Below are 12,321 nucleotides of genomic sequence, written 5' to 3'. Positions count from 1 at the left end.
CTCAATTTTGTTTTTCAAACAGTTCATCTACCAGGGATTTATACTTTTCAAGTGATTGTTCTTCAGAAAAGTGGTCAATCATACACTTCCGAGGGTAAATGCGATTATTAACTGTTAACCAGTTTTCGGATATTGTATCAATACTCTCGGCTAAAGTTACTGGGTTACCACTTTCACAAAACCAGCCTACATTGTGCTCATTTATTAATAGATCCAACTCAGACTCCTTATCAGCCACTAATAAAATAGGTTTGTCTGCAGCCATAGAAAAATATGCCTTGCTAGGTACACCTAAACCATACATTCCCTGCCCAAGAGTAACTAAGGCTATATCGCCACAATTTAAGCCTATATTATTATCTTTTAGCTGTAGTTCACCGTAATAGTAACTATTCCTTTTACCAACTGATGAAACAAACTTCTTCACCAAATGGTCTTCTGAACCACCACCAATGAATAAAAACTTGCTAGACTCCGATTTCACTAGCGCGATAGCAGATAATAAATTATCGATACCCTGCAAACGACCGATATTTCCAAAAAAACAAAAAACCAAATTGTTTTGCCAATTAAGCTTTTTAATTATTTGGTTTTCGTTTTTAGCCATCATCTTTATTTTATTATGATCAGCCCAATTTGGTACTACTACAATTCTTTCTTGAATTACGCCTTTTTGCTGAAGCTTAACCGCCATATCTCTACCAATAGGTGTAATTATATCTGGGGTTCGATACAAAAGTGAGAATACTTTATTCACCAATTTGTACTTCAATCCTAACTGCATTACACCTGATGGAATTAAATTGTCAGGAAATATATCGTGGCATAGCATTATCCACTTGAAGGCTTTAAGCTTCTTAATTAACCCGGTAAAAAACATGCTAATTATTGGGTTAGTTCCAGTAAAAACTATATCTTCTTTACTAATATATTTAAGAATATGCCTGTTAAAAGACCATGCATATTTCAATTGTCCAAAAACTCTTGATACTAATTTATTTTTATCAAAAGCAATATCTTTAACATAGTAAACGTTAAGCTTATGCTCGCGCAAAAAGCTTTCTGTATGCGAGTTTTTAGGACATATAACAATTAATTCATAATGTTTATTAAAAAATAATGCAATTTTCGCCCAATAAAAAGCTGTAGAATTATGATTGAGACCAATATATTCAGTAACTATAAATATTTTATTATTTTTACTCAATTTAATATTTTTTCCATACAACTCTATTTACATAGTCAGTGTAAGAATGGATTATTCTCACCACTTTATCTGCAACATTTGGCATGCTGTAATCATAAACCTGGCGAAGTAAGCGTTGTTCCCCTGCAGGTTGAGATTCCAATATACGTAACCCCTGCATAACTCGCTCAACCCCTAAACCGACCATCATTACTGATGCCTCTTCCATTCCTTCAGGGCGCTCATGAGCTTCTCGTAAGTTCAATGCAGGAAAGTTCATAATAGAAGATTCTTCATTGATTGTTCCACTATCAGAAAGTACAGCTTTTGCATTTTTTTGTAAGTTATTATAATCATGAAAACCTAAAGGTTTTAATAATCTAATATTTTGATGAAACTCAATGCCCTGTGCTTCTATTCTATTTCTTGTACGTGGGTGAGTAGAAATAATTACAGGCATGTCATAATGTTCAGCAAGCGTGTTAAGCGTTTCAGCTAAGTATGCTAGTTGTTTTGGGGAGTCAACGTTTTCTTCTCTGTGAGCACTGACTACAAAAAACTGACCCTTTTGCAGTTCCAGTTCATTTAGTACACTTGAATCATCAATTTGAGGCATATAGTGGTTTAATACTTCAAACATCGGGCTACCTGTTTTTATCACGCGGTCTGCCGGTACCCCCTCTGCTAACAGGTAATCTCGTGCAATAGTGCTATAAGTCAGGTTTATATCAGCAGTATGATCAACTATTTTGCGGTTAGTTTCTTCAGGTACTCGCTGATCAAAACAACGATTACCTGCTTCCATATGAAATATTGGGACTTTTCGACGCTTTGCAGGAATTGCTGAAATACATGAATTTGTGTCACCTAACACAAGCATCGCTTCTGGATTAACTTCTTCAAGTACTTGGTCAACTTTAATAATTACTTGACCAATTGTTTCTGCAGCATTTTTACCTGCAGCATTTAAAAAATAATCAGGCTTTCTTACACCTAAATCGTTAAAAAAAACTTCATTAAGTTCAAAATCATAGTTTTGACCAGTATGTACCAAAATATGTTCGCAATGCTCATCAAGCTTAGCAAGTACTCGAGATAAACGGATTATTTCTGGTCTTGTTCCTACAACAGACATTACTTTTAACTTTTTCATTTTTTTCACTTTAAACTTATTAAATTAAATAACGCACTTTATAAAGGCATAGCGACAGTATCTGGTTTCTTTCTATCGAATATTTCATTTGCCCACAGCATAACGATTAGGTCTTCTGTACCAATATTAGTTATGTCGTGAGTCCAACCTGGTATAGTTTCTACTATAGTGCGGACTTGTTCCGATGTTGTAAGTTCATACTCTTCGCCTGTGACAATGTGCTTAAACTTAAATCGAGCATCACCCTTTAATACTAAAAACTTTTCATTTTTAGTATGGTGATAGTGCCCACCGCGAGTGATACCTGGGTGCGCAGTGAAAAATGAAAACTGACCTGAATCATTTGTTTTAAGCATTTCGCTGAATGAGCCTCGCTCATCAGTATAACTTGGCACGTCATAATTAAACTGCTCAGGTTTAAAATAACTCAGGTAAGTAGAATAGAGCGCTCGTTCAAACCCAACACCTACCTTACTCGTTATTAGAGAGGTGCGACTTTGTTTATAATCATTCAATAAGCTAACAACCTTACCTACTGTAGTTTTGTAAACAGGCTCTACATAATTATACTCTTCAGACTTTGAAGGTGTATTGATTAGTAAGTTAACAAATGCATGACAAACATCATCTATGTAAACAAGATTAATGGGTGCATCAGCTTTGTGTACAGTAATTGGTAAATCGTTTATTACGTTATAGCAAAAGGTAGCCACTGCAGAATTATAATTAGGTTTACACCACTTACCAAAAACATTCGGTAGTCTATAGATATATGCCGTGCTTCCAGTTTTTTCCCTGTAAGAAAAAATAGCGGACTCTGCACCGGCTTTACTTTTTCCATATGGATTATTTAATTCAGCCTGAATTGATGATGTAAGTAAAATTGGAGTACTTCGTTTATTATTGACTAGTATATCAACTATTTTTTTTGTTAAGTCAGTATTACCCGCTTGAAACTCAGCGTCATTTTCAGGTCTATTTACACCTGCTAAATGGTATATAAAGTCAGCACTGTTTACCTTTTTATCAATACTTTCATCAGTGTCATCGCGGGTAATTGTTTCTATACTTTCAAAACCAGCCTCTTTCAAATGAATGCATAAATTTTTACCAATAAAGCCGTTAGCACCTGTTACTAAAATATTCATTACACACCTTCTGGTACTATTAATTTACCAGCTTCAATATCACGCATAAAGTCAAGTTTACGTAATAACTGCTTCATCCCTTCAACATCTAAGCGAGCTGTATTATGCGAATTGTAATCTTCGACATTAGATAAGTCTTTTTCACCTTGTTCAGTATATTGCGCATAGTTCAAATCACGATTATCAGCAGGTATACGGTAATATTCACCCTGATCTTGTGCTATGAACATTTCTTCACGGCTACATAATGCTTCAAACAGCTTTTCGCCGTGGCGAGTACCGATTACATTTACTAAATGCTCCGGTGTTTTTAACATTTCAAGCAATGCTTTAACTAACACGTCAATGGTTGCAGCAGGCGCTTTTTGTACAAAAACATCACCATTTTGGCCATTTTCGAAAGCATGTAATACTAAATCAACCGCATCGTCTAAAGTCATCATAAAACGAGTCATGGTAGGGTCGGTAATCGTAATTGGCTCATTATTAACTACCTGGCGAATGAACAATGGAATAACCGAGCCTCGTGATGCCATAACATTACCGTAGCGAGTACAACAGATTGTAGTGTTCGTGTGCTCTAAATTTCGGCTTTTTGCAACGATCACTTTTTCCATCATCGCTTTTGAAATACCCATAGCATTGATTGGGTACACCGCTTTATCAGTACTTAAACACACTATACGCTCAACATTATTCGCTATAGCAGCTTCTAGCACATTCTCTGTACCTAATACATTTGTTTTTACGGCTTCTAGTGGGTAAAACTCACATGATGGAACTTGTTTTAATGCTGCCGCATGATAAACATAATCAACACCGCGCATAGCCATTGAAATACTTTGAGGATCACGAACATCGCCAATGTAAAACTTTAGTTTTTCATTATTAAAAGCCTTACGCATATCATCTTGTTTTTTTTCATCACGAGAGAAAATACGAATTTCTTTGATGTCTGTATTTAAAAATCGGCTGAGTACAGCGTTACCAAATGAGCCTGTACCACCTGTTATGAGTAGTGTTTTATTTTTGAACATTCTAAACTTTTAACCTCAAATAAGATAAATATAATAATTTTATAAACTTGGTTCTAATTTTAATTTTTTGTAAAAACGTAAGGCCCTTTTTAGGGCTTAAATTATTGTTATGCTGTCGATAACTTATCAATACTTTGTCATCGAAATATAAATTAGAAGAAACTACACCAAAGGCATTTAACCAATGATCATGTGAGTATACTTGTTTTGGAAAAGGCACAATAAGAGGTACTATTTTTTTTCTAAAAGCCATAGCGCATCCATAACACTTCGGCTTAAGAATTGTTAATAAAACCTTACTATAGTAATTTTTCTGATTAAAGGAGGGAGGTACATAATTGAAGGTTTTATCTAATAAATTTCCATCACTACTAATAGTCTCCATGCCATGATGTAAAATATCTACGTTAGAATTCATTTCATCATTAAAAAAATCGGATATATATTTAACTTTATCTTCATTCCAAATATCATCTTGATCACTCAAATAAATGATATCACCTCGTGCTTCATAGATTGCTTGTTCAAAATTTTTTACATAGCCAAGATTTACTGGGTTCTTTTTGACTTTGACAATAGAGTTTACTTTAGAGAAATTAACTAGAAACTCATACGTGCCATCAGTAGATTTGTCATCAAAAATTAAAACTTCATCTGTAGAAGACAACTGATTCAATATACTGTTTAATTGTTGCTCTATGTAAGCTATACCATTATATGTGGTCATACAAACTGATATCACAAAACTATCCTCTTCTAATTAACCTCTTCACTAATAACCTTATAGTCTTGAGATACTTAATCTGCGAAAAAACTAATAAACCAACTCTACCTCTATACTCACTAAGCAATCCAGTATGCAAATATTTGTCATACTCCACTGGGTCATAAGCTGGATTAAAAGCAATACTAATAGCTTCCTCATAAACCATCGGATCATGTGTCCATGTATTTGAATGTGTCCCATCAGTTCCGAAACCTACATTTCTTATAAGGTTTCCATTTGGTATAATACAATATTGATGTTTATTCCTAAAAAGCATTTCATATGAATATGCCCATGAATTAACCTGTCGTGATGAAAGCAAACCTAGGACGCCTTGAACATATAAACGCTCCACAATACTACTCGGCGTGTTTAATAACTTAAAATTGGATTTATAAGGAAGTTCTACATCTAACCCTAATATTCGATCAGACCAAGATGCCCAGCCCCAACAAAAAAAGCGAGAACAAAACGAATAATCTTGATGCATATCTAAATCGAAGTGTTTTCTACCAGATATAGTGGCAACTCTCAAATCACTTCTATAGTTATTTAGCATATTGCGACAATAACTAAAAAAGCGCTTATTTGGTACACAATCGTCTTCTAGTACAATACCTGCGTCTACCTCAGAAAAAAACCATTGTACTGCAGTATGAACTGCTCTTTTACAGCCAAGATTCTCTTTTTGGTACAAGGTCTTAACTTCACATGGCCAGTCAATAAAAGATTCAACTTTACTTCTTATTGCATCGACATCGAAAGATTCAGATTCACTACGTGCACCGTCTGAGGCTAAATAGATATATTTAACTTTAATTTCTCGGAGTATATTGAAAGTATCTTGCATCCCTCCTAATCGATTGAAGGAAAGAATTAAAACAGGTACTTCGTTTTCATTTTTAAATTTAATCATCTAAATTAACAAATTTTTTAAATTGGGTAGAAACCGTTTCTTGTTTGAATAAACTAGACGCTTCTTCTAAATCAATATTTTTCGCGTCTTTCATAAGTCTTTCAATACAATGTAAGATTCTATTTTGCTCTAGTGACGTACAAGTAACTCCGCAGTTATATTTCAAAACAAAACCACATACATCGGCACTTTCTGGTCCATGGTAAAAAATTGGCAAATTCATTGATAGATATGAAGTTACTTTTCCTGGGAATGAAGTTTTAACAACTAACTCTTTTTTTAAACTAAACCAATAAGGCATGTAACCAGCATCACAATCTTTTATTACATTAAGAGTTTGACTCTGAGTCAAATAACCTAAATTAATAACACCAAATTCGGGGAATTTAGTAAGTCTACCTGGCGTTCCGATAAAAACCAACTCAACCTTCTTGTTTGATACTATAAAATCAACGGTTTGAAGCGCTGTCACTAATGCATCCCACTCTGCTCTGCAATATAAGGAACCCGCAAAAACAATCCTAAACTTCTTGGCTTTACTATCAGTCAACATAGGTAAGTTCTTACTATATTTTTCCTGATTATCAATAGCATTTCTAAGTATAAATACTTTATTAGGTTCAATATCAAATTTATTCAAAGCAAAATAGTTTCTATACATGCCTTCAGATACAACGCCCAATGACAAAGATGAATTTATAATTTTTTTATATGCTTTGCCTAGCATATTTGAGGTAAACCTTGAAACTTTGAGGTTACTACAGATATACTCTAATACATCCCACACTAATACTCTAAATTTGAATCGCCCATTAATTTTTATTATTTCTGACAATATTAAAATTATAGCTGGACTAGATAATACGAATACTACCTCTTTATACTTATCTTTTCTTATTTCAGTCAGAATTTCACGAGCATACTCCGCTGCTTTAGTTTTATAGAAAAAGTATATATTTATATCAGAAAGTATTGGCCATGAGATATTTTTGTAAAAAAAGCTATCTACACAATTCGCATCGCTAATGGCTATATTTTTATCTACATCTGAAACAAAAATTCTTTTTACATCAATCCCACTACACATATTCGATAAAAAAATCTCGCCCACGCCAATTTTATCTGGACGGGTTCCTGATACAACTAAAACTGTCATTTATAGAGTTAACCTTAGAAGCCAAGGGGAAAATTAGTAGAAGTAAAATCCAATATTCCTTTGATTGAAACAAACTACCAGAAAACATTCCATTAACAAAATAGAATATGTAGAGATAAAATACTAACTTAAGTATTTTATCTAATATTATATTAGAACTAAAATATACAGCAATTGTTATAATGTTAATAAAAATAAAAACGACTAGACCTACCGCCCCTATAGACATCATAACTTCAATTAAAAAATTATGTGGATAATAATTTGTATTAATTTCCACCGCTCTATCCCCTATAAAAGGAGAATTAGAGAATTGTTCAAAGGCTGAAATGTATAATGAAAATCGTTGGTTTGCACTCTGATCTTCGCTGCCACCTACTTTACTAAACATCTCTATTAAATCAACATTGTAACCAACGAACTGAGATACTGAAGTGTAAATAATTATTATCGCAAATAAAGAAATGACCAAGTAAGTTATTTTCTTCAAGCTAAAATTACCTAAAACGAAAATAAATAATACAACAGCTAATCCTAACATTGGCCCCCTTGCTAAAGATAACAACAACCCTGTTGAACCTACGATAAAGATTAAAAGTGATAATAGCTTATGCTTACTTGGAATAAACATCTCGATAATTATTAATACTGCACTTGCTCTTCCAATTGAAATCGGGTTTAGTCTTTCAAATCCAGCCCTAATATTAGTTAGACCACCACTGCTAAAATCCAATAAAAAAAGCGAGATTATTAATACCGTTGAAATCAATAATAGCACTTTTAAACTTACCATTACTTCGAGTAGTAATTCTCTCGTTGAATTAATAGAAATTAGGATAGAGGCAAGCAAACTAAAAAGTAACCCAAAGACAAAATACTCAAGAAGATAAGAGTCATCAATGAATTTTTCTGAGTATATCGAGTCAATAAAAACCCTATAAGTAAACATTATATAAATGCATACAACTGACATTATAGCAATAAGATGTGTAAACTTTATTCTTCTATTATCAGTCTTTACTGATATAAAAAAAAGAAAAAATAAAAATACTACCTGACATATTCTTAACACTATCGTTATTGGTGATATATCTTCTGTATAACCTAAAAACTTACTGACAGGAGATAATATATAAAAACCATATAATAATAAAATAATGGTTATGTATATAAGTCTTTTTTCTAAATCATTATATTTAAATAGCATTTTTAAACCTTCTCCAACTTTAATGAAGAAGGTAATTCCACAATTAAAAAGCACATAAAAAACACTATAAATGGATTTATTTCGAGCTGGAAATACAAAACTAAAATAAGCACTAAAATAGAGGTAATTGCTTTGATTAAAAATATATTGGAAATTTTATTTATTTCATCTTTAGCTGTAAGTATGCAAAAAAACATATTACTCCAAATTAACGATGAGAAATATAATGATGCAGAAAACACATAAAAATATGAAAAGTCAATTTTATAAGAAAAATACCAAGTAACCAAATACTCTGCAATAGTGCTTCCAACTATTAAACTGGCTGTGATTAATAAAAACCCATAAGATTTCAGTCTTTTCACACTAGATTCGAACCAGGTTTTTTCACCTTTAATAAGTGATTCCCTAAGAGCTGGTATCAATGGAAGAGAAATAATAGAAAACAAACCACTACAAAGTAGTATAAGAGAATTTAAACTACTATATTGTGACGACCACTCAATACTACTAAACTTAGCTAAGATAATTACAGGTAATACATTCAATATAAAATTAACTAAAGTCGAAGCTTTTGTGTACTCTAATGCTGATAAAAAAAGTTCTTTTATAATCCTGGCATCAATTAACCCCACCAAAAACAAGTTTTCTTTGATAGTAAATAAAAGGCCTGTAATATATTTCATAATTAGTGCTGGAAGAATTACAACTAAAAGAAAAATAGGGACTGAATCAATATAATCACGAAAGAAAATTAAGGTAATAATAGAGACCATACTTCCGATGCAAATAGCTAAACTCGACAAATATTGCTTTTGAAAGGATAAAACGATTGCATCAACTGGAAGACAGATACATTGGCTCATGAATAAAATAAATACTATAAATATCCCCGCGAATAAATTTTCACTTCTCAAACCCAATAAAAGCAGATTTTTAACATCTATTATATTGATGAAAATAATCATAATAGAAGAAACAAACAAACCAATTACCAAAAATAATGCCATACCATTGGTAATCCACACCCTAGCAGTATCACTGCTACTCGAACCCGATATTTTTGTAATCATTGCAGGTGATATTCCTGCTGTAGAAAGCATCAACCAAGAGTTTATACTTAATAAAACTGAGTAAAAAACTAGCCCCTCTGCTCCAAACTTTTCTGCAACCATAGGTAGTGACGTTAACTGCAGTAATAAAGTAGTTACTTTTGCGATAAGCGATGTTGATATTGAAGCTTTTAATTTGTTACTTCTGTTCATATTACCAATTTTTTAATGTAAATTACTTGGTTACGCTAATATAGCTTATATTCATGGCTAGCTAACTCTAAGAATAACTCATCACTGAATCGTATAAATTTAGAAGTAAATTTTAACTGCAATTAAATGAGTGTAATAACATTCACTCTTAACAATAAGGGGTCAAGAGACCACGTGAACTTACTTCATCAATTGATAATGAATTAGTATCCTTACTGGATAACACAGGCTTATTTTCAATAGGCCACTGAATACTCAAGATATTATCATTCCATGCAATAGATACTTCAGCTTTCGGGTTATAATAATCCGTACATTTATAAACAAATTCAGCTTTATCGCTCGTCACATAGAAACCATGAGCAAAACCTTTAGGTATCCATAATTGATGCTTATTTTCAGCTGATAGATATGCACCAACCCACTTTCCAAAAGTCGGTGAGCCTTTTCGAATATCAACAGCCACATCAAAAACCTCCCCTGAAATAACTCGAACAAGTTTCCCTTGAGTATTTTCAGTTTGATAATGTAAACCACGTAAAATCCCTTTATTTGACTTAGAATGATTATCTTGAACAAATTGAGTTGGTTTACCTGTAACTAGCTCTTCAAATTTTTTTTGGCTCCAGGTTTCCATAAAAAACCCGCGTTCATCACCAAATACTGTAGGCTCTATAATTTTCACATCTGGGATGCTTGTATCGATTACTTTCATTTTTTCAGCCTACTTATTTATATTTTTGAATAGTGTTTAATGCGGCTTTCCAGTCACTTGGCTCTACAGAAAAATTTGTTAAAATTTTACTGCAATCCAATTTTGAATTAGCTGGACGTTTAGCAGGAGTCGGATACTCTGAGGTTGAAATTGCACTAACTGTTACGGGCGATTCAATCACTTGTTGCGATAACGCTTGAGAAAATATTTCTGTTGCAAACTCTTGCCAGCTAACGTGTGGGTAGCCTGAGTAGTTATATACACCGAACTTAGTAATACCTTTCTGAAGCTGTTGCGCTATGTTAATTAACGCTTTCGCTATATCACCTGCATATGTTGGGCCGCCAAATTGGTCCCCAACAACACCTAGAGTATCGCGTGTTTGTGCTAAACGCAGCATCGTTTTTACAAAGTTATTCCCATATTCGCTAAACACCCAAGCTGTACGAAAAATAATATGAGCATCGCACTCTTGTGCAACACTTTGCTCACCAGCAAGCTTAGTTTTACCGTAAACGCCCTGTGGGTTTACTTCATCACCCTCTGTGTATAAGCCGCCTTTATCACCAGCAAAAACATAGTCAGTTGATATATGAAGAATGACCGCATTCACATTCGATGCTGCTTTCGCTAAGTTTTTTGGACCAACATTATTTATAGCATTTGCCAGCCCAAATTCAGACTCTGCTTTGTCAACTGTAGTATATGCCGCCGCATTAATTATAATAGTCGGCTGATACTTGTTTACTACTTCATTAACTTGTTCAGCATTCGTTATATCAAGCTCTTCTCGTCCTAACGCCAAAAAGTCAATGGAAGGGATATCAATTAATTGCGATACCAAGCAGCTTCCAACTTGACCATTTTTACCAGTAATAAGTACTTTCATTACTTTGCCTCAGACGCCAAACGAGTTAAATATTGACCATATTCATTCTTCATCATTGGTTTAGCTATTGTAAGTAATTCATCTGTGCTTAACCAACCGTTGCGCCATGCTATTTCTTCTAAACATGCCACCTTCAAACCTTGTACGTTTTCAATAGTTTGTACAAACGATGATGCTTCATGAAGACTTTCATGCGTCCCAGTATCAAGCCAAGCAAAACCACGCCCTAACAGCTCAACATTTAAACTTCCATCGTTTAAATACATTTCGTTTAAGGTGGTTATTTCAAGCTCACCACGGTGAGAGGGCTTTACCTGTTTAGCGAGATCAACTACACGATTGTCATAGAAGTATAAACCTGTAACAGCATAGTTTGACTTTGGCTTTTCAGGCTTTTCTTCTATAGAGATAGCTTTCATGTTTTTGTCAAATTCGACTACGCCAAATCGTTCTGGGTCTTTAACTTGATAGCCAAATACCGTAGCACCTGATGCTCTACCTGCCGCGTTTTTAAGCGTTTTACTAAACGATTGACCGTAATAGATATTATCGCCAAGTACTAAGCACACGCTATCATCACCAATAAAGTCTTTACCAATAATAAAGGCTTGTGCAAGTCCATCAGGAGAGGGTTGAATCGCGTAACTCAAGTTAATGCCGTAATCGCTACCATCACCTAATAAACGTTTGAAGCTGTCACTATCTTCTGGTGTAGTGATTATTAATATATCGCGTATTCCCGCTAACATTAACGTTGATATTGGGTAATATACCATTGGCTTGTCATAAACTGGGAGTAATTGCTTTGATACACCGCGTGTTAGTGGATAAAGTCGAGAGCCTGATCCCCCAGCTAAAATAATTCCTTTCACAAAATGCTCCT

General features: G+C 33.8%; 12 protein-coding genes. All 12 read right to left on the bottom strand.

Annotated features, from left to right (window positions below):
* Position 1: 1 nt before the first annotated feature.
* The gene (locus RF53_RS00625; RefSeq protein ID WP_039036305.1) at positions 2-1,207 is read right to left on the bottom strand and encodes a glycosyltransferase family 4 protein; all 1,206 of its coding nucleotides are present in this window, start codon (positions 1,205-1,207) and stop codon (positions 2-4) included.
* 1 nt (position 1,208) lies between these two features.
* Positions 1,209-2,339: a non-hydrolyzing UDP-N-acetylglucosamine 2-epimerase gene (gene wecB, locus RF53_RS00620; protein WP_039036304.1), complete on the bottom strand. Its 1,131-nt coding sequence runs from the start codon at positions 2,337-2,339 to the stop codon at positions 1,209-1,211.
* Positions 2,340-2,377: 38 nt separating this feature from the next.
* A complete protein-coding gene (gene wbjC / locus RF53_RS00615; RefSeq protein WP_039036303.1) occupies positions 2,378-3,487 on the bottom strand; it encodes a UDP-2-acetamido-2,6-beta-L-arabino-hexul-4-ose reductase in 1,110 nt (369 codons plus the stop codon).
* On the bottom strand, positions 3,487-4,524 hold the full coding sequence (locus RF53_RS00610) for a polysaccharide biosynthesis protein (protein ID WP_039036302.1): 1,038 nt from the start codon (positions 4,522-4,524) through the stop codon (positions 3,487-3,489). The genes wbjC and RF53_RS00610 overlap by 1 nt, the downstream gene beginning before the upstream one ends.
* 1 nt (position 4,525) lies before the next feature.
* The gene (locus tag RF53_RS00605; RefSeq protein ID WP_052242849.1) at positions 4,526-5,251 is read right to left on the bottom strand and encodes a glycosyltransferase; all 726 of its coding nucleotides are present in this window, start codon (positions 5,249-5,251) and stop codon (positions 4,526-4,528) included.
* A gap of 19 nt (positions 5,252-5,270) precedes the next feature.
* Entirely contained in the window at positions 5,271-6,206 is a 936-nt protein-coding gene (locus RF53_RS00600; protein WP_039036301.1) for a hypothetical protein, read from the bottom strand.
* Entirely contained in the window at positions 6,199-7,362 is a 1,164-nt protein-coding gene (locus RF53_RS00595; protein ID WP_039036300.1) for a hypothetical protein, read from the bottom strand. Before RF53_RS00595 ends, RF53_RS00600 begins: the two co-directional genes overlap by 8 nt.
* Positions 7,325-8,569, bottom strand: coding sequence for an O-antigen ligase family protein (locus RF53_RS00590; RefSeq protein WP_039036299.1), 1,245 nt, complete (start codon positions 8,567-8,569; stop codon positions 7,325-7,327). Before RF53_RS00590 ends, RF53_RS00595 begins: the two co-directional genes overlap by 38 nt.
* Before the next feature lie 2 nt (positions 8,570-8,571).
* Positions 8,572-9,834 (bottom strand): hypothetical protein, encoded by a 1,263-nt coding sequence (locus tag RF53_RS00585; RefSeq protein ID WP_039036298.1) that lies wholly within the window; start codon positions 9,832-9,834, stop codon positions 8,572-8,574.
* A gap of 148 nt (positions 9,835-9,982) precedes the next feature.
* Positions 9,983-10,549 (bottom strand): dTDP-4-dehydrorhamnose 3,5-epimerase, encoded by a 567-nt coding sequence (gene rfbC, locus RF53_RS00580; protein WP_039036297.1) that lies wholly within the window; start codon positions 10,547-10,549, stop codon positions 9,983-9,985.
* 13 nt (positions 10,550-10,562) lie between these two features.
* Entirely contained in the window at positions 10,563-11,438 is an 876-nt protein-coding gene (rfbD, locus tag RF53_RS00575) for a dTDP-4-dehydrorhamnose reductase (protein WP_039036296.1), read from the bottom strand.
* Positions 11,438-12,310 carry a glucose-1-phosphate thymidylyltransferase RfbA gene (gene rfbA, locus RF53_RS00570; RefSeq protein WP_039036295.1) on the bottom strand — a complete coding sequence of 291 codons (873 nt, stop codon included), beginning with the start codon at positions 12,308-12,310 and terminating at the stop codon, positions 11,438-11,440. Before rfbA ends, rfbD begins: the two co-directional genes overlap by 1 nt.
* Positions 12,311-12,321: the final 11 nt, after the last annotated feature.

Source organism: Pseudoalteromonas sp. ECSMB14103, assembly GCF_000813065.1.
Taxonomy (GTDB): domain Bacteria; phylum Pseudomonadota; class Gammaproteobacteria; order Enterobacterales; family Alteromonadaceae; genus Pseudoalteromonas; species Pseudoalteromonas marina.
This window is presented reverse-complemented; position numbering and strand designations above follow the sequence as displayed.

What these genes read in the sequence shown, in the direction of transcription:
- wecB (WP_039036304.1), bottom strand. Translation starts at nt 2,339, where the DNA reads ATGAAAAAGTTAAAAGTAATGTCTGTTGTAGGAACAAGACCAGAAATA.
- wbjC (WP_039036303.1), bottom strand. Translation starts at nt 3,487, where the DNA reads ATGAATATTTTAGTAACAGGTGCTAACGGCTTTATTGGTAAAAATTTA.
- RF53_RS00610 (WP_039036302.1), bottom strand. Translation starts at nt 4,524, where the DNA reads ATGTTCAAAAATAAAACACTACTCATAACAGGTGGTACAGGCTCATTT.
- RF53_RS00605 (WP_052242849.1), bottom strand. Translation starts at nt 5,251, where the DNA reads ATGACCACATATAATGGTATAGCTTACATAGAGCAACAATTAAACAGT.
- RF53_RS00600 (WP_039036301.1), bottom strand. Translation starts at nt 6,206, where the DNA reads ATGATTAAATTTAAAAATGAAAACGAAGTACCTGTTTTAATTCTTTCC.
- RF53_RS00595 (WP_039036300.1), bottom strand. Translation starts at nt 7,362, where the DNA reads ATGACAGTTTTAGTTGTATCAGGAACCCGTCCAGATAAAATTGGCGTG.
- RF53_RS00590 (WP_039036299.1), bottom strand. Translation starts at nt 8,569, where the DNA reads ATGCTATTTAAATATAATGATTTAGAAAAAAGACTTATATACATAACC.
- RF53_RS00585 (WP_039036298.1), bottom strand. Translation starts at nt 9,834, where the DNA reads ATGAACAGAAGTAACAAATTAAAAGCTTCAATATCAACATCGCTTATC.
- rfbC (WP_039036297.1), bottom strand. Translation starts at nt 10,549, where the DNA reads ATGAAAGTAATCGATACAAGCATCCCAGATGTGAAAATTATAGAGCCT.
- rfbD (WP_039036296.1), bottom strand. Translation starts at nt 11,438, where the DNA reads ATGAAAGTACTTATTACTGGTAAAAATGGTCAAGTTGGAAGCTGCTTG.